Origin of the sequence: Clostridium ganghwense (assembly GCF_026735165.1) — a bacterium.
Taxonomy (GTDB): domain Bacteria; phylum Bacillota; class Clostridia; order Clostridiales; family Clostridiaceae; genus Clostridium_H; species Clostridium_H ganghwense.
In genome coordinates, this window is record NZ_JAPQES010000005.1 from 152,532 (window position 1) to 177,633 (window position 25,102).

Annotated in this window: 24 protein-coding genes and 2 riboswitches; of the genes, 1 reads left to right on the forward strand and 23 read right to left on the reverse strand. The window is 30.0% G+C overall.

The window, feature by feature from the left end; genetic code table 11:
- Positions 1–20: 20 nt before the first annotated feature.
- The 7 genes from OXH55_RS14130 to OXH55_RS14160 all read right to left on the reverse strand — a co-directional run bounded on the left by OXH55_RS14130 (position 21) and on the right by OXH55_RS14160 (position 4,112).
- Positions 21–383, reverse strand: a complete 363-nt coding sequence (locus tag OXH55_RS14130) for an RDD family protein (protein WP_268050656.1) — start codon at positions 381–383, stop codon at positions 21–23.
- Positions 384–515: 132 nt separating this feature from the next.
- Positions 516–779, reverse strand: a complete 264-nt coding sequence (locus tag OXH55_RS14135; protein ID WP_268050657.1) for an ATP cone domain-containing protein — start codon at positions 777–779, stop codon at positions 516–518.
- A gap of 386 nt (positions 780–1,165) precedes the next feature.
- Positions 1,166–1,612 carry a DUF134 domain-containing protein gene (locus OXH55_RS14140; RefSeq protein WP_268050658.1) on the reverse strand — a complete coding sequence of 149 codons (447 nt, stop codon included), beginning with the start codon at positions 1,610–1,612 and terminating at the stop codon, positions 1,166–1,168.
- Positions 1,613–1,691: 79 nt separating this feature from the next.
- Positions 1,692–2,048 carry a NifB/NifX family molybdenum-iron cluster-binding protein gene (locus OXH55_RS14145; RefSeq protein ID WP_268050659.1) on the reverse strand — a complete coding sequence of 119 codons (357 nt, stop codon included), beginning with the start codon at positions 2,046–2,048 and terminating at the stop codon, positions 1,692–1,694.
- A 16-nt stretch (positions 2,049–2,064) separates the two neighbouring features.
- Positions 2,065–2,913 carry an ATP-binding protein gene (locus OXH55_RS14150; protein WP_268050661.1) on the reverse strand — a complete coding sequence of 283 codons (849 nt, stop codon included), beginning with the start codon at positions 2,911–2,913 and terminating at the stop codon, positions 2,065–2,067.
- Positions 2,904–3,734, reverse strand: a complete 831-nt coding sequence (locus OXH55_RS14155; RefSeq protein WP_268050662.1) for an ATP-binding protein — start codon at positions 3,732–3,734, stop codon at positions 2,904–2,906. The genes OXH55_RS14150 and OXH55_RS14155 overlap by 10 nt, the downstream gene beginning before the upstream one ends.
- A 12-nt stretch (positions 3,735–3,746) precedes the next feature.
- Positions 3,747–4,112 (reverse strand): NifB/NifX family molybdenum-iron cluster-binding protein, encoded by a 366-nt coding sequence (locus tag OXH55_RS14160; protein ID WP_268050663.1) that lies wholly within the window; start codon positions 4,110–4,112, stop codon positions 3,747–3,749.
- 200 nt (positions 4,113–4,312) lie between these two features.
- Between OXH55_RS14160 and OXH55_RS14165 the strand changes: the two genes are divergently transcribed.
- Entirely contained in the window at positions 4,313–5,206 is an 894-nt protein-coding gene (locus tag OXH55_RS14165; protein ID WP_268050665.1) for an MBL fold metallo-hydrolase, read from the forward strand.
- 30 nt (positions 5,207–5,236) lie between these two features.
- Here OXH55_RS14165 and OXH55_RS14170 read toward each other — a convergent pair whose 3' ends face one another.
- The 16 genes from OXH55_RS14170 to OXH55_RS14245 form a co-directional block, all read right to left on the reverse strand.
- On the reverse strand, positions 5,237–6,016 hold the full coding sequence (locus tag OXH55_RS14170) for a carbon-nitrogen family hydrolase (RefSeq protein ID WP_268050666.1): 780 nt from the start codon (positions 6,014–6,016) through the stop codon (positions 5,237–5,239).
- A gap of 12 nt (positions 6,017–6,028) precedes the next feature.
- A complete protein-coding gene (locus tag OXH55_RS14175; RefSeq protein ID WP_268050668.1) occupies positions 6,029–6,727 on the reverse strand; it encodes a metallophosphoesterase family protein in 699 nt (232 codons plus the stop codon).
- A 90-nt stretch (positions 6,728–6,817) separates the two neighbouring features.
- Complete coding sequence (locus OXH55_RS14180; protein WP_268050669.1) at positions 6,818–7,087, reverse strand: hypothetical protein; 270 nt, start codon at positions 7,085–7,087, stop codon at positions 6,818–6,820.
- A gap of 363 nt (positions 7,088–7,450) precedes the next feature.
- Positions 7,451–8,866, reverse strand: coding sequence for an NCS2 family permease (locus OXH55_RS14185; RefSeq protein ID WP_268050670.1), 1,416 nt, complete (start codon positions 8,864–8,866; stop codon positions 7,451–7,453).
- 76 nt (positions 8,867–8,942) lie between these two features.
- A riboswitch (purine riboswitch) is annotated at positions 8,943–9,044 on the reverse strand.
- Positions 9,045–9,102: 58 nt separating this feature from the next.
- On the reverse strand, positions 9,103–10,245 hold the full coding sequence (fliD, locus tag OXH55_RS14190) for a flagellar filament capping protein FliD (protein WP_268050671.1): 1,143 nt from the start codon (positions 10,243–10,245) through the stop codon (positions 9,103–9,105).
- A 152-nt stretch (positions 10,246–10,397) separates the two neighbouring features.
- On the reverse strand, positions 10,398–14,159 hold the full coding sequence (locus OXH55_RS14195; RefSeq protein ID WP_268050672.1) for a phosphoribosylformylglycinamidine synthase: 3,762 nt from the start codon (positions 14,157–14,159) through the stop codon (positions 10,398–10,400).
- Between the two features lie 28 nt (positions 14,160–14,187).
- The gene (gene purD / locus OXH55_RS14200; protein ID WP_268050674.1) at positions 14,188–15,444 is read right to left on the reverse strand and encodes a phosphoribosylamine--glycine ligase; all 1,257 of its coding nucleotides are present in this window, start codon (positions 15,442–15,444) and stop codon (positions 14,188–14,190) included.
- Between the two features lie 69 nt (positions 15,445–15,513).
- A complete protein-coding gene (gene purH / locus OXH55_RS14205; RefSeq protein ID WP_268050675.1) occupies positions 15,514–17,016 on the reverse strand; it encodes a bifunctional phosphoribosylaminoimidazolecarboxamide formyltransferase/IMP cyclohydrolase in 1,503 nt (500 codons plus the stop codon).
- Positions 17,017–17,110: 94 nt separating this feature from the next.
- Positions 17,111–17,722 carry a phosphoribosylglycinamide formyltransferase gene (purN, locus tag OXH55_RS14210; protein WP_268050677.1) on the reverse strand — a complete coding sequence of 204 codons (612 nt, stop codon included), beginning with the start codon at positions 17,720–17,722 and terminating at the stop codon, positions 17,111–17,113.
- Positions 17,710–18,705, reverse strand: coding sequence for a phosphoribosylformylglycinamidine cyclo-ligase (purM, locus tag OXH55_RS14215; protein WP_268050678.1), 996 nt, complete (start codon positions 18,703–18,705; stop codon positions 17,710–17,712). The genes purN and purM overlap by 13 nt, the downstream gene beginning before the upstream one ends.
- A gap of 6 nt (positions 18,706–18,711) precedes the next feature.
- On the reverse strand, positions 18,712–20,124 hold the full coding sequence (gene purF, locus OXH55_RS14220; protein ID WP_418921845.1) for an amidophosphoribosyltransferase: 1,413 nt from the start codon (positions 20,122–20,124) through the stop codon (positions 18,712–18,714).
- 42 nt (positions 20,125–20,166) lie between these two features.
- Positions 20,167–20,871: a phosphoribosylaminoimidazolesuccinocarboxamide synthase gene (gene purC / locus OXH55_RS14225; RefSeq protein ID WP_268050681.1), complete on the reverse strand. Its 705-nt coding sequence runs from the start codon at positions 20,869–20,871 to the stop codon at positions 20,167–20,169.
- Positions 20,871–21,350 (reverse strand): 5-(carboxyamino)imidazole ribonucleotide mutase, encoded by a 480-nt coding sequence (gene purE / locus OXH55_RS14230; protein ID WP_268050683.1) that lies wholly within the window; start codon positions 21,348–21,350, stop codon positions 20,871–20,873. Before purE ends, purC begins: the two co-directional genes overlap by 1 nt.
- Before the next feature lie 333 nt (positions 21,351–21,683).
- Positions 21,684–22,514 (reverse strand): GGDEF domain-containing protein, encoded by an 831-nt coding sequence (locus OXH55_RS14235; RefSeq protein WP_268050684.1) that lies wholly within the window; start codon positions 22,512–22,514, stop codon positions 21,684–21,686.
- Positions 22,515–22,709: 195 nt separating this feature from the next.
- Entirely contained in the window at positions 22,710–24,101 is a 1,392-nt protein-coding gene (locus OXH55_RS14240; RefSeq protein WP_268050685.1) for an alanine/glycine:cation symporter family protein, read from the reverse strand.
- A gap of 61 nt (positions 24,102–24,162) precedes the next feature.
- Positions 24,163–24,265, reverse strand: a riboswitch (glycine riboswitch).
- Positions 24,266–24,589: 324 nt separating this feature from the next.
- Complete coding sequence (locus OXH55_RS14245; protein ID WP_268050687.1) at positions 24,590–25,102, reverse strand: folate family ECF transporter S component; 513 nt, start codon at positions 25,100–25,102, stop codon at positions 24,590–24,592.

Below are 25,102 nucleotides of genomic sequence, written 5' to 3' on the forward strand. Positions count from 1 at the left end.
ATGTTCACTCCTAAATTACTTTATTTATGTATTTTTATTTTAGATACTCTTTTTCCTATAGTATCTGCACTTTTACTTTCCATAATACTTGTATAGAGTAATGATGAAATTAAATAAAAAATAGCTAGCATTGATATTTTTTCTTTTACATAATATCCAGCAGTTGCTCTAAGTAGTATGTCAAATATATATAATGCTGCAATTGAAATTACTCCAGTAGCAATTATATCAATTAAATTTGCTTTAAATGTATCTAAAAAGCTTATTTTATCTTTAGCTTCATAATCTTGTATTTCAACTTTTTCACTTTGGTTTTGCAACTGTTCTTCATCAGCTTCTACTACAGCTTTAATATTCTCTTCTTCTTTATTTTGTTCTAACATATTTGTTACCTCCTCTAAGTCATAAGGTTAATCTTGAACACGCATAAACTAATTATGCATCAGTATTTTGTATATGTAAAGTATCTATAACTAAAAATCCTCTAGCAAACACGCTAGAGGTAAAGTAATTTATTATTTAGTTCCTTCGTCATACGCTTTTGCAATATGCTGAAAACCATTATTTTTCAATTCTTCTACAACAATTTGGTGAATTTCTAGGGCTTCCATAGAATATCTATTATATTTTTTAATTTTATCTTCTATGCTGTGAGCTATATTATCAATGTCTGATGTATTTAAAGGCTCATTTAAATCATCGGATGCTCTCATAATAGATGTCTTAATCTTATTAATATCAAACTCCTGTAGCCTTCCATCTTTTTTTACTACTTTCATAAAATTCTCCTCCTATTTTAATATAGTCCCCTATCTCCCTTTAGTTGTTAAGAATAACCAATAAGCAGGTCAATTGCCTCTTCGGTCAACTGCCTGCCTATATTCGAGATTATCTATGTCAATTGCCTCTCCGGTCAACTGCCAAGTAATTCAATCGTTCCCTATATATGTTTTACTGCGTTTACAAGTATAATATACCTCTTTTAATGCAAACTGTCAACACATATTTTAAATTTATTTTTACCCATAATATTTTCTGTTATATATTTTTTAAAATCGTGTAACACAAGTGTATATATTATATTATAAAAAGTTATACATCCTATTATACTCACTTATAAATCCTGTTTTGAATTTTTTGAATTCTACTTTAGTAATGAGATATTCTATTCTATATTTATACGTGAACATTTTTTCTTACAGAAATTCTCTTTTTTAACACATATAACTTCCATTGAACCACATTTGGGACATTTTCTCTCTTTATTTTCATAATTCACTTCAAAAACATTTCCACACTCCAAACATTTCAAAGCACAGATATTTATAGTATAATTTCCACCTTCTATTTTGATAGCTTTTCCCTCAGTTAAAGCCTGAGCAACTTTACGCCTTGCTTCATCAATAATGTTTTGAAAAGTCTGCCTTGATACCATCATTTTTTCAGCACATTGTTCCTGATTTAATTTTTCGATATCCTTTAGTCTCATGGCTTCTAATTCTTCTATTTTAAGTACGATTTCCTCTAGTTCACACTTTCTCTTATTTAATGGTATAAAATAAGTATCTTCAGGAACAAATTGAACTCTTCTCCATTTAATAGGTCTTGGCATCGTAAACCTCCTTTTATTATAATAAAAATTCTATAAATTTTATTATAATAAAAAAAGGGGATAAAATCACCCTTTTTTTTTATTCTTCGCAATGTCCTTCATGTGCATGTTCACTACATACTGAACCGGTAGATTTTACTGTTCCTTCTAAATATCCTTCTATAACTTTATCAGTTTCTCCACTAGCACCTACAACAACTTTAATACCATTTTGAGTGAATAACTCTTGAGCAGTTGCTCCCATTCCTCCAGCAATTATTACATCAGCATTCTGTTCTTTTAAAAATACTGGTAAAAAACCTGGTTTATGGCCTGGATTTGGAACCATTTGACTTCCTACAACTTTATTATTTTCTACATCATAAAGTCTAAAACCCTCACAATGTCCAAAGTGTCCACTTACAAATTTACCATCTGCTGCTATTGCTATTTTCATTTAAAATTCCTCCTCTTTATTTATATAAAATTTTATTTATTTTTGCCCACATTTTAATTATTTCTAAATTTACTTTACTTTCCTTATATTCTGTTACAGCCTTAAGCTCATTAATAGCTTTCATTACTGTATCATCATAAGAAATTTCTCCTACAACTTCATAATTTTCTTTTCTACAGAAGCTTTTTATTTCTTCTGTAATTTCTTTATTTATATCAGATTTATTTATACATACCAAAGCCTTAACACTAAAATAATCACATACTGATAAAACTCTTTTCATATCTTCAAGTCCAGACTTTGTAGGTTCTGTAACTACCAATGCCACATCTGTTCCAGTTATAGATGAAATGACTGGACATCCTATTCCAGGTGAACCATCAATTATTATGATATTGTTACCTGCATACTTTTTTGCATTTTTTCTAACTTCAGTTATTAATTTTCCAGAGCCATCTGCACCTATTTCCATCTTTGCTCTTGATATGATTCCTTTAGAAGTTTTAGTCACTATTGTTTTAGCTCCAATATCATCCTTTATTTCAATTGCGTTATTAGGACATATCAAAGAACACGCTGTACAACCTTCACATTTATATTCATTTATTTTATAGTCTTTTATGGCATCAAATCGGCATACCTCTTCACATTTTCCACATCTAATACATTTATCACTATTTATAATTGCCTTATTTCCAGTGATAAAGTCATGTTCCTCTACATCCTCGCCCCTATACATCAGATAAAGATTAGGAGCATCTACATCACAATCTGCCTTTACTACATCTTTTGCAAGCTCAGATAAGGCTATTGATATAGTTGTTTTACCTGTTCCACCTTTTCCACTTATAACTACTAACTCCAAGGTATCACCGCCTTTATTTCTCCAGCTATGTCCTCAAATACATCTTTATATTTTTGCTCATCTAAAAGCATTTTTCCCTTTGAATAAATTTCAGCAATTTCTCTATTATAAGGTATTGCTCCTACTATTTTAATATTTTCCTCATTGCAATAATTTCTTATTATATTTTCCCTGTTCATTTCTTTATTTATAATTATTCCAAAAGGTATATTAAAATTCCTCACAAGTTCCACTGCAAGCTTTAAATCATGCAATCCAAACTCTGTTGTTTCTGTAACAAGCACCGCTGCATCTACCTGTTGAAGAATATTTACTACATTACAAGAAGTTCCTGGAGAACAATCTACTATATTAACACCTTCCTTTACACTCTTTAAAAGCTTTTTTATTACAGGTACAGCCATAGGTTCTCCAATATCTAATAATCCTCTCATGCAAGTTATATCTTCTGATTTTCCTTCTTCAACTATACCAGTTGTTCTTTCTTCATAATTTATAGCATTATTAGGACAAACTATTTGGCAAGCTCCACAGCCGTGGCATAATTTTTGAAATAACAATATATCTTTTTTTGTCTTTGCAAGAGCATTAAATTGACATATCTCTGCACATTTACCACACATAATGCACTTATCATCATCTATTACAGGATATATAACCTTAACATCTTCTTTTTTAACTATCTCAGGCTTTAGAAATATAAATCCATTTGGCTCTTCTACATCACAATCAATGTAGTTCGCCTTTAAAACTCTAGCCAAATTTGTGGATACAGTTGTTTTACCTGTTCCACCCTTACCACTTAATATTGCTATATTCAATGAACTCAACTCCTATCTCGCCATTCCTTTATGAGCAGCTCCAGCACCTGAAATTTCTTCTAATTTTCCTTGCATGTATGCATTTATAACGTCTTCTACCTTTTCCTCTGCTGCCTTAAATATTCTTATATCAGAGCTGTTTAATATTCTGAAAGCATTAGGACCTGCACTACCAGTAATTACAACTTCTACTTCATTATCAACTACTTGCTGAGCTGCTGTTATTCCTGCACCTTGTGATGATGTAACTCCTTTATTTTCAACAGCTGTATGTTCATTAGTTTCTGTATCAAAAATTTGAAAATAACTGCATCTACCAAATCTAGAATCTAAAAGATCATTTTTTTCTTTACCATAAGCTGATACTAATATTTTCATTTTACTTCCTCCTAATTTTACATAACCTTGTGTTATGCATAATATTGAATTTTTTCCACATTATTATTATGGCATATGCCAAATATATTATACACCATTTTTTACTTTGTGGCAAATGCCATTTTAAAATTATGAATTTGTTATTTGTTTTCAATTATGATATATTTTTATTGGTAATTTAAACAAAGGATGTGATAACTATGGAATTAGTTAAAATAAAAGGAAACACCTATTACATACCTTCAAATACTAATATTGGAGTATATGTATATAAAAATAAATTCTGTCTTTTAATAGATAGTGGGATAAATAATACAATTGCAAGAAAAATAGATGAAGTGCTTAAAGATAATAATCTGCATCCTAAATACATAATTAATACTCACAGCCATATAGACCACTGTGGAGGTAATCATTATTTTAAAGAGAATTATTCTGGTACTCTTGTATATACTTCTGAAGAAGAAAGAGTATATATGGAAAATCCAATTTTACACTCTTTAATATCAAATTCGGGTACTACTCCAAAAAGATTATTTAAAACTAAAAAACCTTTTGAAGTGGATTATACTTTGGAATACGGAATAAACAAAATTAACGATGAAAAATTCGAAATTTTATCTTTAAGCGGACATTCCCACGAGCATATAGGAATTATTACACCTGAAAAAGTGTGTTTTCTTGGAGATTCTATTTTTAGTAATGAAACTTTAGACAAATATCCTTTTCCATATCTATTTAATATTGAAGAAACTCTTAAAACTTTAAACACCTTAAGAGATGTGGACTCAGATTATTTTGTAATAAGTCATGGTAAAGATATATTGAACAAAGATGAATTAAATATATTGATTGAACGCAATATAAAAAATATAGAAGATACTTCAAATACAATATTAGAATTATTAGATCAACCTTGCACAAAAGAAGATATTTTAGAAAATATAATTATATTAAACGATATTTCTGTAGATGTGAAAGAATACTTACTTGACTTATGCTCTCTTTCTGGTTTTTTATCATACCTTTATGATTTAGATTTGATAGATTGCTCTATTGAGGATGGAAAACTTTATTACTTTAGAAAACAATAAATCCCCTAAACTTAGGGGATTTTCCTCATATTATTTTATGAATTCTGCATAAAACTCTTCTCGTCTATCATTTTTTATATTAAATTTTTCTCTAATATTTTCAACCTCTTTTAAATTAATATCTGCAATAATCAATTCTTCTTTTTCAGAAATAGTTTCAATAACATTGCCAAGAGGGTCTATAATCATAGAATCTCCACTATATACAAGACTCTTAACTTCTCCAACTCTGTTTACTCCAAAAACATAACATTGATTTTCAATAGCTCTTGCCTTTAAAAGAGCCATCCAATGCTCCCTTCTATTCTTAGGCCAATTTGCAATTACAATAACAGCATGTGCTTTTTTAGAAGCTATCTGAAATATTTCTGGAAATCTTAAATCATAGCAAATAAAAGGTGAAAAAATCATTTCATTAATATTAAAGAATTTTATTTCTTCTCCCCTTTTAAAATACTTATCTTCATTTGCATAAGAAAAAGGATGTATTTTTGTGTATTCCACAATTTTTTCTTTTTTAGGTGAGACTACTAATAAATTGTTTTGGCCTTTGTCATCAGCCTCTTTAACATATCCAAAACATATATTTATATTATATTTATTAGCTCTATCTTTAAACCACTGAACAATTTCTTCATTAGCTTCAAGTAAATATGGAACATTATTTGAAACACCTGTTATAGTCATCTCTGGAAAGATAATCATATCTACTTTATTTTCACTAGCCTTCTGTATAAACTCTTCACACTTTTCTTTATTTTTACTTGTGTTTTTCCAAGCAACATCAATCTGCCCTAGTGCTATCCTCATTTGTTTCACTCCTTAAGCATTTCCTGTTCTTATGGACTCTATTAATTTTTCAGGAAAGTTTCTTTCTTCCATAGCCTTTATAATTTTTTCATAGTTATAAGGAACTTCAACCATCTCTACATCTACAGTATTCTCATCACATGTTAAAATACTATATGTGCAGTTAGGTCTTCCTATTTTAGGTTTACCAACACTGCCATCATTAACTAAAAGCTTTTCACCATATTTTTTCTCGTATGGTACGTGGGTATGTGCACATACTAGTACCTCTCTATCATATGATTCCATTACCTCTTGTGCTTCTTTAGAATTTTCTTTTAAATATTCATTTATTTTTCTTGTACTTCCATGAACAAAGGTAATAACTCTTCCTTTATCTACAACAGTAATATCTTCTGGGAGTCTTTTTAAATACTTTTTATTTTTTTCATTTACTTCATTTACAGACCAAGGTAGTGCGAAATTTCTGTTTAATTCATTATCTTGTATATATTTTATATCATTGCTAACTACTGCAGCATCATAATTCCCCATAATTACTAAAATATTTTCTTTTCTTATTAAATCTATAACTTCATTTGGGAAAGGACCATATCCTACCAAATCTCCAAGACATACCATTGTATCTACATCTCTTTTTTTGATATCCTCTAGTACAGCTTCCAATGCAGTAATATTTCCATGTATATCTGACATAACCGCTATTTTCATAACTTCTCCTCCTATGTGTAATTTTTAACTATACTTGATTTTATCACATTTTATTATGGTTTATATATACTAATTTTATTATCTTTTTCTTTACATTTTATCCCCATCAACTTCGCTAATGATTGCTGTATCCTTTGGCATATCTTTAAATCTAATCTTTACCTTTGTATATTTATCTACAAAGCCCCTATTCTTTTCTATTAGATACTGTAAAAAATTCTCTTCATTTATATGGCTATTAAAATCAACCAAAATTTCTATTAAAGTCACCCTAATTATTCTATTATCACTGCAAATATTATCAAGGTTTTTAGATACATTTTGCATTAATTCCTCCATATTCTCTTGTTTAAACTTCATATAACATCCCCCCCAAAATATACAAAATTCATTTACATATTGACATTTTTTTAACAAACGTTCTCAAACCTTTTTCTATTTAAGATGAAATATTAACCTTTTATATTGAGAACAATACCATATAATAAGTTTTTCATGGTATTTTATAATGATTTATTTATCTTCAATATGTTGTCATCTTATTTTCTTCCATGTTTTATTGTTTATTTTTTAACAATTTCTTTATATATAATATTACACCTCGTAATCAAAAATGTCAATTTTTACAAAACTACTTTGTTATAAAAAATAAGGTTTCCTAAAAGTTTAGAAGCCATAATATCTGACTTAAAACTTTTAGAAAACCTTAAAAGTTTTTATATTTTATTCTGGAAGTAATATAAATCTTAATATAAATAAGAATGCCATTATGTACATTATAGGATGTACTTCTTTTTTTCTTCCTGTAACAACCTTCATTATAGGATAGAATATGATTCCTGCTGCTACACCGTTAGCTATACTATAGCTAAAAGGCATAATTGCAATTGTAAAGAAAGCTGGAAGTGCTTCTGTAAAATCATTAAACTCTATGTCTGAAACAGCTCCTAACATAAGAACTCCAACAATTACAAGAGCTGGTGATGTAGCTTCTGCTGGTACAATTCCTATTACTCCTCCAAAGAAAATAGAAATAATAAATAATACTCCTACTACCACATTTGTAAGTCCTGTTCTTCCACCTTCTGCAATACCTGCTGCTGATTCTACAACTGTTGCCAAAGTAGTTGTCCCTAAAGCTCCTCCTAAAGTTGTAGCAAAAGCATCAGCGAATAAAGCTTTTCTAATGTTTTTAACTCTTCCATTTTCATCTACCATTCCTGATTTTTGAGCTGTTCCTACTAATGTTCCTATAGAATCAAATAAATCTACTAAACTGAAAGTTACAACAACCATTACAATACTTATTATTGCACCAATAACTCCACTTCCTCCATGACTTAATAGTCCTGGAAAATCAAAAGCAAAGAAAGTCTTTCCTATTGGAGGTACATAAAATAATTTAAAACCGCTTGTCTGAGTTATTCCCATCGGTATACCTACTATAGTAGTTAAAATAATTCCTATTAACATTGAACCTTTTACTTTACGAGCCACAAGTATTCCTGTTATAACTATACCGATTATAGTTAATGCAGTATGTGGATTTGTAAAGCTTCCAAAACTTACTAAAGTTCCTGGATTTGCAACTATAACACTTCCACTTTTAAGTCCTATAAGTGCTATAAAAAGTCCGATACCACCTGTTATAGCAAGCTTTAAATTTTGTGGCAAAGCATCAACTATTTTTTCTCTTATAGACGTAAGAGTTATTAAAATAAATATAAATCCTGAAATACAAACTGCTGTTAATCCCTGCTGCCATGTATATCCTAGCTTTAAGCAAACACTATAAGAAAAGAATGCTGTAAGTCCAATTCCAGGTGCTAATACAAAAGGCAAGTTTGCATAAAATGCCATTATTAATGTTCCAATGGCAGCTGCTATACAAGTTGATGCGAAAGCTGAACCTACTATAGGATCATTTAAAATAGTAAGTAATGCTGCTTCATCACCTTTTAATCCTGCCGCATTCATTCCTGACATTTTCAATATGTTAGGAATGACTAGCAAAGCATAAGCTACTGTTATATAAGTAGTAAATCCTGCTAAAATTTCTGTTTTTACATCTGTACCATTCTCTGATAATTTAAAGAAAGTTTCTAATATTGATTTTTTTCCTACGTTTGTAGTTTCCATTTCATTTTGCCTCCCCTTTATATAAAAAAATTCTAGTAAACGGATATAAGCAAATCCGATACTAGAATTTAGTATAAACATATACAGATTCACCCATAGTGAGAAACTTTAAGGTTTTCTCGTAGAAACACCCGAACCATATTATCGGAATTATATGAGGTATATAATACTATTTAATTTCTTATTAGGTATGATATCACCCTATTTTACATAAGTCAACATTTTTTATTGTTTTTTTAACAGATATAGTCCATTTTTTTACCTATTTCCTCTTTGGTAAATGCAATTTTACCTTCATTTGTATATACTGCTTTTGAATTTATTTCTTCATTATTTTTTTCTACAGTGAAATTATCCTTTATTATAGTAAATTTATTTTCTACAAGTTGACTACAAAACTTAGTCAATTCTAATAAAAAGTCATTTCTTATCATAAAAACTTCTTTAACTTTTTCATAATTATCTTTTAAATTTTTTCTTAATATGTTCTTATTTAATTTTATATAATATATATTATCTGCTTTTAATCCTATTTCATTTAATTTTTTTATATCCTTTTCTTCTAAAATTTTTATTTCATCTTCTATTTCTTTATATGATTTTATTTTTTTTAACCTTTTAAAGAAAAGATTATATTTTTTTTTAAAACTTTCTATATTTTCTTCAACTTTTCTTACATCGTTCCATATTTTTATTTCTATATTCCGTTTTGAAACTTCATTAAATTTTAAAATTATATCTTCATCTTGCAAAATAGCTATATTCTCTTCATTTTCATAGCTTATATCATTTATAATAAATTCAGCATTTTTCGCCTCTCTAGCAACATTCCATATACCAGTATATGAAATAATTCTTCCATCCTTATCAAATAACTTAAAACTATTACTCCTTCCTTTGTTTTTACCATTTAATACCAATTTTTCTTTATACTTACCATAACATTCAATGTTACCATATATTTCTACATTTGCTTTTTCTATAGCTTGTAATAATTTTTCTAACACAGTATCATTTTTGTCCTCGTCTTTAATATCTACTGAAATATCTATGGATTTTTGTCCATAAAGCAAAGTAAAAATATGTTTTCCTTCATCCAACAAACAAAATTCTTTTATATACAAGCCATCACTTAAATTTTTCTGACTAGAAGCTAATTTTAAAACTTTAATATTATAAATTCCTACCTCCGCCCTATTAGTTATGTGAGCCTCAACTTTACTATCATCACTAGAAGAAACTAATTTAGACATGAAAACTCCCTCTTCTTGTGTAGAAGTAATACTTTTTAATATTAATAATAACTCTTCTGCCCTTTCTTTAAAATCTGAAAAATACGAACATAAGTCTCTATCAATAGATTTTTGCAGTAAACTCATATTATCCCTCCAAAATATGGATATATTACATAATATGTATTAAATAAGCAATGGATGAATTTAATAAAAGTTTACATAAACAAAAGCATATAAATTTCAACAAAAGATTTTTCATTGAAATTTATATGCTTAAATTTTTCTATATTTTAATTTTAAATTTTGAAGTATTCTACTCCACTTTCAAATATTTTTTGATCCTTTTCACCTATAATGTTCTTATAAACGTTCTTTCCTATTCTTTCTGAATGACCCATTTTACCTAAGATTCTTCCATCAGGACTTGTTATTCCTTCTACAGCATACATAGAACCATTAGGATTAAACTCTATATCATAACTAGGATTTCCATTAAAATCGACATACTGAGTAGCTATCTGACCATTTTCAAATAATTCTTTGGCTAATTTTTCATTGCATACGAAGCGTCCTTCTCCATGAGAAATAGCTATACTATGAACATCTCCTAGTTCAACCTTATTAAACCATGGTGATAATTTAGATACTACTTTTGTATTTACTATATTAGACATGTGTCTTCCTATTTTATTAAATGTTAAAGTTGGACACTCTTCATCCATATCTCTTATTTGTCCATAAGGCACAAGCCCAAGTTTTATAAGCACTTGAAATCCATTGCATATTCCAAGCATTAGTCCATCCCTTTTATTAAGTAAGTCCATTACAGCTTCTTTGACTTTTGGATTTCTAAATGCTGCTGCAATAAATTTTCCAGAACCATCTGGCTCATCTCCTGCACTAAAGCCTCCTGGCAGCATAACTATTTGAGATTTATTAATAGATTTAACCATATTCTCAATAGAATCTTCAATATCCTGTGGAGTCATATTTCTGAAAACTCCTATCTCCACTTCTCCACCTGCCTTTTTAAAAGATTTTTCTAAATCATACTCACAATTTGTACCTGGAAATACTGGTATGAATATTTTAGGCTTAGCCACATTTATCTTTGGACCTTTAGAAAATTGTTTATCAAAAAGATTTATCTTTATTTTATCTTTAATTTCTCCCGTTTTAGTAGCAAAAACACGTTCTAATGGACTTTGCCATTTTTTATAAAGTTCATCTATAGATATTTTTATATCATCAATTTTTATCTCTGGCTTTGAGCTAGTAAAACCAATCAAAGTATAGTTTGTATTACTAAAAGCTTCTTTTAATTCTACTTTATCATCAATTTCTAAAATTATAGAACCATAATCTGCACTAAATAAATCTTCATTTTTTATATTATGAGAAAAATTCATTCCTATTTTATTACCAAAACTCATTTTTGATATAGCCTCAGCAATTCCACCACTTTTTACAGTATGAGCTGCTAAAACTCTCTCCTTTTTAATAAGCTTATTTACTATATCAAAATTTTTCTTTAGTTCTTCAAAGTTTGGAATAAGATTTTCATCCACTGATGGTTTTAGAAGAATAATTCTACTTCCACTTTTTTTAAATTCAGGGGAGATAACTTTATCAGTATTTACAACATCTACAGCAAAAGCCACTAATGTTGGAGGTACATTTATATCTTTAAAAGTACCAGACATACTATCTTTTCCTCCAATAGCAGGTATCTCAAAAGCCTTTTGTGCATAAAAAGCTCCAAGTAAAGCACTGAATGGCTTTCCCCATTTTTGGGGATCATCATAAAGCTTTTCAAAATACTCTTGAAGAGTGAGTCTTATATTCTTATAATCTCCTCCAGCTGCAACCACTTTAGTTACTGCCTCAACTACAGCATATAAGGCACCATGGAAAGGACTCCATTTACCTATTTTAGGATTATACCCATGAGCCATAATGCTTCCTGTTGACGTTTCTCCATTCATAACAGGAATTTTAGCACACATAGCTTCTGCTGGAGTAGCTTGATATCTGCCTCCAAAAGGCATCAACACAGTTCCCGCTCCTATAGAACTATCAAATCTTTCAACTAATCCTTTTTGACTGCAGATATTTAAATTTTCAAGAGTTTCTGTCCATGTTTTAGAAATATCTTCACTAACTTTTGTATTAAAATAAGTTTTCTCGCATGGATTCTTAACTTTTATATTAGTTATTTGTGTAACACCATTAGTATCTAAGAATTTTCTGCTTACATCTACTATTCTTTTTCCTCTCCATGTCATTACAAGTCTATCATCATCTGTTACTACAGCAACTTGTTCAGCTTCAAGATTTTCCTCTTTTGCATATTCTATAAACTTTTCTTTATCTTCTTCAGTTACAACTACTGCCATTCTTTCTTGAGATTCAGATATGGCAAGCTCCGTTCCATCTAAACCTTCATATTTCTTAGTAACTAAATCTAGATTTATATTAAGACCATCACTTAGCTCTCCTATAGCTACAGAAACACCACCAGCACCAAAGTCATTACATTTCTTAATCATTTTACTAACTTTAGGGTTTCTAAAAAGCCTTTGCAGCTTTCTTTCAGTAGGTGCATTTCCTTTTTGTACTTCTGCTCCACATTGTAAAATTGAAGTTTCATCATGTTCCTTTGATGAACCTGTAGCTCCACCACATCCATCTCTACCTGTTCTTCCACCTACTAGGATAATGGCATCTCCTTTTATAGGTTTCTTGCGAACTACATTTTCTTTTGGAGCAGCCGCTATTACAGCACCAACTTCCATTCTCTTTGCTACAAAATCTTCATCATAAACCTCTGCCACATGTCCAGTAGCAAGTCCAATTTGATTTCCGTAAGAACTATAACCATGAGCTGCATTTATTGTTATCTGCCTTTGAGGAAGTTTTCCATGCAGTGTTTCTTCTATAGGTTTCGTTGGATCTGCACTTCCTGTAACTCTCATAGCTTGATAGACATATGATCTGCCTGATAATGGATCACGTATTGATCCTCCTAAGCAAGTTGCAGCTCCACCAAAAGGTTCTATTTCTGTTGGATGATTGTGAGTTTCATTTTTGAACATAACTAAATACTTTTCTAATTTTCCATCAATCTCTACATCACACTCAATACTACAAGCATTAATTTCATCTGATTCTTCAAGGTCGTCTAATTCACCTTTTTTTCTAAGCTCTTTCATAGCCATTACAGCCATATCCATAAGACATATATTCTTTGGATTATCTCCATATACAAATTCTCTAGATTTTAAATATTCATTGTACGCTTCTTTGATAGGTTCAACATATTTTCCATCTTCAAATTCTACTTTTTCAATTTTAGTATTAAAAGTTGTGTGTCTACAGTGATCTGACCAATAAGTGTCAATAACTTTTATCTCAGTAATAGTAGGATTTCTTTTTTCTTGATCCTTAAAATATTTTTGGCAAAATAATAAGTCTTCAAAACTCATAGCTAAACCATGTTTTTCTTTAAATTTTTCAATTTCTTCTCTATTTTTATATATAAAACCTTCCAGTATCTCTACTTCTTCAGGTATATTACTTTCAATTTTTAAATTCTCAGGCTTTTCTAAAGAAGCTTCTCTTGAATCTACAGCATTAATATAGTAGTGTTTTATCTTTTCAATATCTTCTTTTTTTATATTTCCTTTTAATACTATGACTTTGGCACATTTAATTAAAGGTTTTTCTTTTTGAGTTAATATTTGTATACATTGAGCTGCTGAATCTGCTCTTTGATCATACTGTCCTGGTAAATATTCAACAGCAAACACTATTTCATCCTTTTCTAACTCTATACTTTCATCAAAAACATAATCTACAGTAGGCTCTGAAAATATTATCTTTCTAGCTCTAATATGTTCTTCTTCCTCTATTCCAGAAATATCATAGCGATTTAAAATTCTTAGATTTTCTAGACCTTTTATGTTTAAATTCTCTCTAAGATCTTTAAGAAGCCCTTTTGCCTCAACATCAAAATGAAGTTTCTTTTCTGCAAATATTCTTCTCACCTTAGTTTCCATTGTCTCTTCTCCTTATCTAATATATATTTTATATAGACTTTATTTTTCCTATATCTTTTCTATAATACATTCCCTGAAAAGAAACTTTCTCAATATCTCTATATGCCTTTTCCCTAGCCTCCTCTAAGCTATCTCCAACTGATACTACTGATAAAACTCTACCACCACTTGTTAACAGCTTTTCTTCCTTAATTTGAGCTCCTGCTATAAAAATCTTGTTTTCTACCTTATCCATATCCGTTATTTTCAAACCTTTTTTATATTTTCCAGGATAACCTTCTGAAACCGCTGTTACACAGCAGGCACTTCCTTGTTTCCACTTTATCTCACATTCTTCTAAAGTATTATCTAAAGCCTTTAACATAATTTCTGCATAATCACTTTCCATAAGTGATAATACTGCCTGAGTCTCAGGGTCTCCCATTCTAACATTATATTCTAAAAGATATACTCCTTTTTTAGTTATCATAAGTCCGAAAAATATTGTACCTACATAATCCATTTTTTCTTCTTTTATTCCTTTTAATGTAGGCTCTAAAATATCTTTTTCAAAGGAATTTAATACCTCTTCACTGCAGTAAGGATTAGGGGCAATAACTCCCATTCCTCCAGTATTAGGTCCCTTATCTCCATCAAAAATTTGTTTGTGATCCTTGCTAGATATAAAAGGAATAATAGTATTTCCATCAGTTATAGAAAGAATTGATGCTTCTACCCCTTCTAAAAATTCTTCAATAACAATTTTAAGCCCCGCTCCATTAAATATATCTTGCAGCATAAAACTGTTTATTGCTTCTTCTGCTTCTTTTTTATTTTGGCAGATTATAACTCCTTTACCTGCAGCAAGTCCATCAGCTTTTATAACCGTTGGATAAGAACAATGTTCTATATATGTTAGTGCTTTTTCTCTTTCATAAAAAACTGCATATTCAGCACTTTTAATTCCGTATTTTTTCATAAAATCCTTAGCAACTATTTTACTTCCTTCTAAAGCTGCAGCTTTTTTTGAGGGTCCAAAAATTTTTAAGTTATTTTCTTTAAAAGCATCTACAATACCATCTACTAAAGGTGCTTCAGGTCCTACTATAGTAAGCTTTATTTCTTCCTTTTTAGCAAATTCTGCAAGTTCATTTATCTTTTCTATCTTTATATTCTCACATTTATTTTCTTTTTCAGTACCACCGTTTCCAGGAGCACAAAATATTTTCTCTACTAAGGGACTTTGTGAAACCCTCCATGCAATAGCATGTTCACGTCCACCAGAACCAACTATTAGTACCTTCATTTAAACTTCAACTCCCTATCAAAACTTTATATCACTTTCAACTTTCAATTTTTAACTCTCAATTACTCTTTAATGTTTGAAATGTCTAATGCCTGTAAATACCATTGACATATCATTTTCATCACATGCCTTTATGGAATCTTTATCTCTTATAGAACCACCTGGCTGAATTATAGCTTTTATTCCATATTTAGCAGCTTCTTTTACTACATCATCAAATGGGAAAAAGGCATCAGAGGCTAATACCAAACCATCTTTTGCTCTCTCAAGAGCCTGCTTGGCTGCCCATATTCTATTAACCTGTCCAGCACCAACGCCTGTAGCCATGCCATCTCTAGCTACTACTATAGCATTAGATTTTACATATTTGCAAACCTTCATAGCAAATATCATATCATTCATTTCATTTTCAGTTGGTTTTTTCTCTGTTACAACTTCTATTTTATCAGCAAATTTATTATCCTCACTCATAACTAAAATTCCACCATCAACTTTAGCTATATTGAATTCATCTTGTGGTTTAACAGCACATTTTATTACTCTTAAATTTTTCTTCTTCTTTAACACTTCTAGAGCATCCTCATCATAATCCGGTGCAATAACAATCTCTAAAAAGATTTCTATCATTTTTTCCGCTGCAGCTTTATTTACTTTTCTATTTAAAGCCACAATTCCTCCAAAAATTGAAATAGGATCGCAGGAATATGCCTTAACATAAGCAGTCTCTACATCCTCTCCAATTGCAACTCCACAAGGAGTGTTATGTTTAAGTCCACAGCAGGCTATTTCATCAAATTCCCATACTGTTCTCCAAGCTATGTCCATATCTTTTATGTTATTGTAAGATAATTGTTTTCCATTTAAAATTTCAAAATTATTTATTGCTCCTTTTCCATCAGTAGATGTATAATAAGCAGCAGTTTGGTGTGAATTTTCACCATATCTTAAGTCCATTGATTTTTTATATGAAAGTGAAAGGTATTCCGGATATGAATCATCATTTAAAAGGAAATTGCTTATAGCAGAATCATAAGCTGACATTAAATTAAAGACTTTTCCTGCAAGTTTTTTTCTTGTTTCATAATCTACGTCACCGTTAGCTTCTATTTGTTCCATAATATTTTTATAATCCTTAGTATCTGTAAGTACAGCTACATCCTTAAAGTTTTTTGCTGCAGACCTAATCATAGTTGGTCCACCAATATCAATAAATTCTACTTTCTCATCAAACTCTAAATCTTCTTTTACCTTTTCAAAGAAAGGATATAAATTTACAACTACCATATCAATAGGCTCTATACCTTTTTCTTCAATTACCTGCATATGTTCTTGATTTTCTCTAATAGCAAGTATTCCTCCATGTATAATTGGATGAAGTGTTTTTACTCTTCCATCTAAAATTTCATCAAAACCAGTAACTTCATTAACCTCTGTAACAGGTATTCCATTTTCTTTTAAATGTCTAAAAGTTCCTCCTGTTGATATTATCTCTACATCTTTATCTACAAGAAATTTTGCAAGATCTACTATTCCCTCTTTATTAAAAACGCTTATCAATGCTCTTTTTATCATATTTTATACCCCTTTCAATTCAGTATTCTACTACTTTAAATAACTAAATTATACAATGAATCACTCTGTTTAGAATCATTATTTTCTTTGAGCTTTATCTATTAATTAATATCCGTCTTTCTTCAACTTTAACTTTTTCTTCTGATATTAACTTTATAGCTTCCGGTAAAGCCTTATGTTCCTCAACTAACACTCTTTTTTGCAAAGTTTCTGGAGTATCATTATCATGAACTTCTACAGCCTTTTGAATAATTATACTTCCTGTATCTGTACCTTCATCCACAAAATGAACAGTACAGCCAGTTATTTTAACCCCATACTCAAGAGCTTTTTCATGAACCTTTATACCGTACATTCCTTTTCCACAAAAGGATGGAATTAAGGATGGATGAATATTTATAATTCTATTTTTAAACCTCTTTATAATATCTCCTTTTAAAATAGATAAATATCCAGCTAAAACTATTAAGTCCACTTTCCCATCTAATACTTCTAAAATTTTGCCTGAAAGAGCATCCCCATACTCTTTTTTTTCAAAGACAAAAGTTTTTATATTATGTTTCTTTGCTCTTTCTATTCCAAAGGTCCCCGCTTTATCACTAATTACATACTCTATACTGCAGTTTAAATGATTATTTTCTATACCATCTATTATTGTCTGAAGATTACTTCCACCACCAGATATAAGAACTGCTATTTTAAACATACTCCCTTGCCTCCAGCTTCTATATGGCCTATCTCGTAAGCTTTGTTTCCCATCTTTTCAATTTCATTTATAATTTCTCTAGAGTTTTCTTTATCTACACACAAAACATATCCTATACCCATATTGAAGGTATTATACATATGTTCTTCGTCAACTCCTAAAGACATTATATATTTAAAAATGGCTGGCACTTCAAAGCTTCCTTTGTTTATAACTGCTGTAAAATCCGCTTTAAACATTCTTGGAATATTCTCATAAAAACCGCCACCGGTAATATGAGCCATTCCTTTTATTTTGTACTTTTTCAATAAGTTCAAAACTGTTTTTACATATATCTTCGTAGGTGCTAAAAGTATATTCCCAAGCTTCTCTCCATTTAATTCTTCATCTAAGTTGGTAATAAGCTTTCTTACTAAAGAATATCCGTTGCTATGAATTCCAGAGGATTCAATACCTATCAATACATCTCCAGCACTAATATCGCTTCCATCTATTATTTCTTCCTTTTCAACTATCCCAACACAAAATCCAGCTACATCATATTCTCCTTCTTTATAAAAACCTGGCATTTCAGCAGTTTCGCCACCAATCAAAGCACTCTCAGCTTGAAGACATCCATCACTAATTCCTTTTACCAAATCCGCTGCATTTTTTGCATTAAGCTTTCCACAAGCAATATAATCCAAGAAAAACAATGGCTTTGCACCATGGCAAAGTATATCATTTACACACATTGCTACACAATCTATACCAACAGTATCATACTTTTCCATTTGAAAAGCTATCTTTAGTTTAGTACCTATTCCATCTGTACCTGATACTAGAACAGGATTTTTGTAATTAGGTAATTCATACATTCCTGCAAAACTACCTAAATTATTAAGTACTCCACTGTTAAAAGTTTTAGCTGCATGTTCTTTCATAAGCTTTACTGCTGAATAACCTTCTTCAATATTTACTCCTGCTTCTTTATAAGTTGCCATAATAACCTACCTTTCCAGATAATCCTTTGAATTTTCAATAGGAGCTGACATTGGATATTCTCCATTAAAGCACCCTAAACAAAAACCTTTTTTATTTTTAAAAGTGCTTAGTAAGCCTTCTGTACTTATATATCTAAGACTATCTGAGCCAATTAATTTATTTATATCTTCTACCTGCATTTGAGCTCCTATTAATTCCTTCCTATAGGGTGTGTCAATTCCAAAATAGCAAGGATATTTTACCATAGGAGACGCAACTCTAAAATGCACCTCTTTTGCTCCAGCTTTACGTAAAATTTGTACTAATCTTTTGCTTGTTGTTCCTCTTACTATAGAATCATCTATAATAACAACTCTTTTTCCTTCTATATTTACTTTAAGAACATTTAACTTAACAGAAACTGCTCTTTCTCTCATTTCTTGTGATGGAGATATAAAAGTTCTTCCCACATATTTATTTTTTATAAAGCCTATTCCATAAGGAATTCCAGAAGCTTTAGCATATCCAACTGCTGCTGGTATTCCTGAATCCGGAACTCCTATTACTATATCCGCCTCTACAGGAGCCTCCTTATAAAGCTGTTCACCAGCAGCTACTCTTGAATTGTAAACATTTATTCCATCTATAACACTATCAGGTCTTGCAAAATAAATATATTCAAAAGCACAAGTCATACATTTAGTTCTCTCAGCAAATTGAATAGATTTAATACCACTATCATCTATTATAACAATTTCTCCAGGATTTACATCTCTCACAAATTCAGCTCCTACAGCATCTAACGCACAGCTTTCTGAACAAAGTATATAATCTTCTTCTATCTTTCCAATACACATAGGTCTTATACCATTTGGATCTCTAACACCTATAAGCTTATCTTTAGTAAGTATAACTATTGCATATGATCCTTTAATTGCTCCTATGGCATCAATAACAGCTGTTTCTATACCTTTCTTAGCTTTTCTTGCAATTAAATTTAGTATAACCTCTGAATCTATAGATGTTTGAAATAAAACTCCTGCATCCTCTAAAAGTTCTCTTATAATATCTGCATTTACTAAATTTCCATTATGTGCTATTGAAATATCTCCAAGCTTAAATTGTCCTAAAAGTGGTTGTGCATTTGAAGCCTTGCTTGAACCTGTAGTAGAATATCTAACATGACCAATTGCTGCTTTCCCATTCATAGTTTTTAATATATTCTCATTAAAGACATCACTGACAAGTCCCATATCCTTATGACAAATATGCTTATTTCCATCTGAAACTACTATTCCTGCACTTTCTTGTCCTCTATGCTGAAGAGCATAAAGACCATAATAAGTCATTGCGGCAACATCTAAGTTTGATTTTGAATATACTCCAAAAACTCCACATTCTTCTTTAAACTTATCATTAAATACTTCGTTATCTATCATGTCTTTTTTATTAATCATTATTTTACCCCTCAACTTTTTAAGTTAATTATTGGCATTATCTATTCTTTTCAATATTTCAGCATATGCATCTTCAACATTTCCTAAATCTCTTCTAAATCTATCTTTATCTAACTTTTCATTTGTAACAGCATCCCAAAATCTGCAAGTATCTGGTGATATTTCATCAGCTAAAATTATTTTTCCATTAAATCTTCCGAATTCAAGTTTAAAATCTATAAGCTTTATATTTTGCTTTATAAAAAATTCTTTTAATATTTCATTTATTTTAGCTGTAGTATTATAAATAGTTTCTAATTCCTCAAAACTTGTTATTCCCATAGCTACAGCATGATAATCATTTATAAGTGGATCTCCTAATTCATCATTCTTATAGCATATTTCAAAAATAGTTGTATTTAATTCCGTTCCTTCTTCAATACCAAGTCTTTTTGCCATGCTTCCCGCTGCAACATTTCTTACGATAACTTCCAATGGAACTATTTCAACCTTTTTGCAAAGCTGTTCTCTGTCATTCATCTTTTTTTCAAAATGTGTCTCAATTCCATTTTTATGGAGAAGTTCAAAAATCATTGATGTAATACTATTGTTTAATATACCTTTACCACCTATCTCTGATTTTTTAACACCATTAAAGGCTGTTGCATCATCCTTGTAGTATATAATAACGTGATCTCTATCTTCAGCTTCATAAACTTTTTTAGCCTTACCTTCATATAACATTTTCATTATAATTCCACTCCTTCAGCATTTTCTTTTATAAATTTTTCTTTCATATTTTCTCTGTATTTAATTAAATTTTCTTTTAATTCTGGATATTTTAAAGATAAGATTTGAACTGCAAGCATTCCAGCATTATAACTGTTATTTATACCTACAACTGCAACAGGAATTGGTTTAGGCATTTGAACCATTGATAGAAGTGAATCATATCCTTGTAGCGCAGCATTTATAGGAACTCCTATGACTGGTAAAATTGTTTGAGAGGCAATGACACCTGGAAGATGGGCTGCAAGACCTGCACCTGCTATAATAACTTCACATCCATCCTTCTCTATTTCTCTTATTGTTTGAGATAGTCTTTCAGGGATTCTGTGAGCAGATAATACATATGCTTTGTATTCTACATAAAATTCCTTTAGTATATTTGCTGCACCTTTCATTTTATCTATATCAGACTTACTTCCGAAAATAATTGCTACTTTCATAATAACTCCTCCTTATTTTTCTATGTAAATGTATGGAACTAAATGGTAGCTAAAATTTATTTGCGTTTTTATATTTTTCACTTTGTTGTTTTTAATATATCACTGTCTTTTTTAAAAGTCAATCATTAAATCGAATATTCATTTTATATTTCGTTACGTAACGTTCTTTATGCTGTTCATTTTTCTACAAACGTTCGTTGTAATGCGAACATTCCATATTTGCTTGAATTTTTAAACACCTCAACTACTTAATTGATTTTTTATTTATACTAAATAAAAAACTTATAAGCACTAAGCCTATAAGTTTTATTTAGAATCTTTTTCCACTTCATATTATTTAAGAAATTCTCGTTTGAATTCATTACTTATTTTAGCATTATAAATCTTATAATTTAAATTTCTTTTTTTTGCATTATACATGGCTATATCTGAATACTGAATCAATTTTTCAAAATTAGTGCTGTGATTGGGATATAAACTAATACCAATACTAGCACCAATAGATATTTCATTGCTATCTAATAAAAACGGAAATGAAAAAAACTTTGTTATCCTTAAAGCCATTTTTTCAGACTCTTCTTCATTCATATTAGGAAACATAATCAAGAACTCGTCTCCACCTAATCGAGCTGCAATATCACTTTCCCTTATATTAGCTTTAAGTCTTTTCGCTACTTCTTGCAATACTAAATCGCCAACTTTATGTCCTAGTGAATCATTAATTTTTTTAAATCTATTCAAATCAATGAACATTATACATATTGGCATTTCAACAATATTAGCTATTTTAAATTGTTTTTCAGCAATAGAAAAAACTCCTCTACGATTTAATAATCCTGTAAGTTTGTCTCTCACAACTGCCTGCTGTAATCTATTTGTTACTATTTTAAGTTTTCTCCACCTTTTAATAGAAAAATAAGAGAAAGTTATAGATACAATTATTAAAACCAAAATAATTTCATCAATCTCATATTTTTCATACTTTCTGCAGACTGTATTTAATAGTTCAAAAATATCAAATTTTGTAAATAATATAAAAGTAATAAAAGCACCTATAGCAACTATAATACTTTCTTTACTTAGTTTATCATTTATCATTCTTTTGATAACTTTTATACCACTTCTTAGTGTAACTAAATATCCTCCTCTTAAAACTTTTTTCACATACACCATACATAAACGTCTCTATTATTTAAATAATCAATGTTCATATTTAACCCCTCCTCTATACTATAACTTTGCTTTTATTAATTTATCCTTGTACAAAATACTATTACTCAATACATGAAATTATTCTATTATAAATACAATAAAAATCCGTACCTTTAAAAAGATACGGATTTTTGTTACATTTATAATTTAGTTATTTAAATCTACTTTCATATTTACCTGCATATTTTTTTTATCTTCTAATTGTTTAAAATAAGCTTTTGTTTCTGCAACTACCACACCACTTAATCCAATTAGTCCTATTAAGTTTGGTATTGCCATTAAACCATTTACTATATCAGCTATTACCCATATTAAATCAAGCTTTAAGAATGATCCTGATGCAACCAATACTATATAAATAACCTTATAAGGTTTTATTCCTTTAACTCCAAATAAATATTCTGTACATCTTTCTCCATAATAATTCCATCCAAGTATAGTTGTAAATGCAAAAAATATAAGTCCTATTGTAACAATCGTCTGACCTACCATCGGAATTGATAATCCAGATTTAAAAGCCGTACTTGTCATAACTGCACCTTCAAGATCTGATTGCCAAACACCTGTTAATATCAACACAAGCCCTGTCATAGTACAAACTATAATAGTATCAAAGAAAGTACCTGTCATTGATATAAGTCCTTGTCTAACACATGACTTTGTCTTAGCAGCCGCTGCTGCAATTGGTGCACTACCAAGTCCTGATTCATTTGAGAAAACTCCTCTAGCTACACCACTTCTAACAGCCATCATAACTGTAGCTCCCAAAAATCCACCACCTGCTGCTGTAGGAGTAAATGCACTTTTAATTACTAAAGAAATAGTTTGTGGAATTAAACTAGCGTTTGCTGCCAAAATTATAATTGAACCAGCTATATAAAATACTGCCATAAACGGCACTGTACGTTCTGCAACTCCTGCTATACTTTTAATACCTCCAACAGTTACAAGTGTTACTAATAGTGTAAGTATTATTGCTGTAGCTACTATTGGCATATTAAAAGAATCTTTAGCTACATCTTTTATTGCATTTACCTGTGCAAATGTACCAATACCAAAGAAAGCAACCCCTATACCAAATACAGCAAACATTTTTGCTAATACTTTATTTCCAAGACCTTTTTCTATATAGTACATAGGTCCTCCAGACATTTGTCCATTTTCATCAACAGTTCTATACTTTACTGCAAGTACTCCTTCGGCGTATTTAGTAGCCATTCCAAAAAATGCTGCTATCCACATCCAAAATAATGCACCAGGTCCACCGGCTTTTATTGCCGTAGCTACACCTACTATATTACCTGTACCAATTGTTGCAGATAATGCTGTGCAAAGTGCAGCAAAACTAGATACATCACCTTCACCTTGTGAATCCTTATCTTTTGCAAATAAATATTTTAAAGCTAAGGGTAGTTTTAAAATTTGTAGTAGTCCAAGTCGTATTGTTAAATAAATACCTGTTCCTACTAATAAAATGAGTAGTGGTGGTCCCCAAACCACCTGATCGATTTTGTTAAAAATTTCTAATACGTTTGACATGTTGTCATCCTCCTTATGATATGAATTAATTGCGGAGGAGAATACGAATTATTATGAAATAATCCTATCCTCTGTCCTTTTACCTGAGAGTTTCAATAGCATATTATTTGCTATCTTTCTCCTTCGGTGTCCAAAATAAATTGGCTCTCTCCAGAGGCTCGTCCAGTAACAGTCCTTGCCTAAATCATTAGGCACCTGAAAGATTGACTTCTTCGGTGGATGTATAAAACATCTCTCTCCTACTACCTTCATCCGAACACTTCTTAAGTTTTTATTATTTTTGTTTACTATTATAATAAACTTTGTATAAAAATACAAGTTCTTTCTCAAAAAATATACAAATTATTTTAATAGATACTGTAATATAGATATCTAAAACATTCATTATATCGTTAATCTAATTGTATATTAAAATATTTTACTCCATGCAAAACTTAATATAAAAAATAGAAGCTTTAGCTTCCTATTTTTTATAAGTTCTAGTAAAATTATAGTTTATATAATTTAGGAATGAATTCTAATTTATTAACAGTTCTCCATAGAGTGTAAATTAGAATTGTTTGTATTGGAAACATTATAGCTGATTTTATCAATCTTGGTGCAAGCAAAATTTGAGCTGCCTTACCAGTTATAATAGTTAGCCAATAGGTATTCATTATTAAGTCTACAAAAACTATTATCAAACCAACCGCCATTGCAGTTCTAACTACAGACATTGAATTTTTCCAAAGCAAAGCTCCATAAATTAGGCCACTTACAAAAGCACTTAGCGTAAATCCTGGAAAATACGCTCCTTTTGGAAATATAATTATTCCAAGGATATCTGCTATTGCTGCTATCATGCCTGCAAAAATTGGTCCAAACATTATTCCTGCTGCTGCAATAGGTAAAAATCCAAAACCTATTCTTACAATTAAAGTTTGTATAGAGAGAAATCTAGTTAAAATTACTTCCAAAGCTATAAGTAACCCCATATACACTATTTTATTAACCTTATTCAA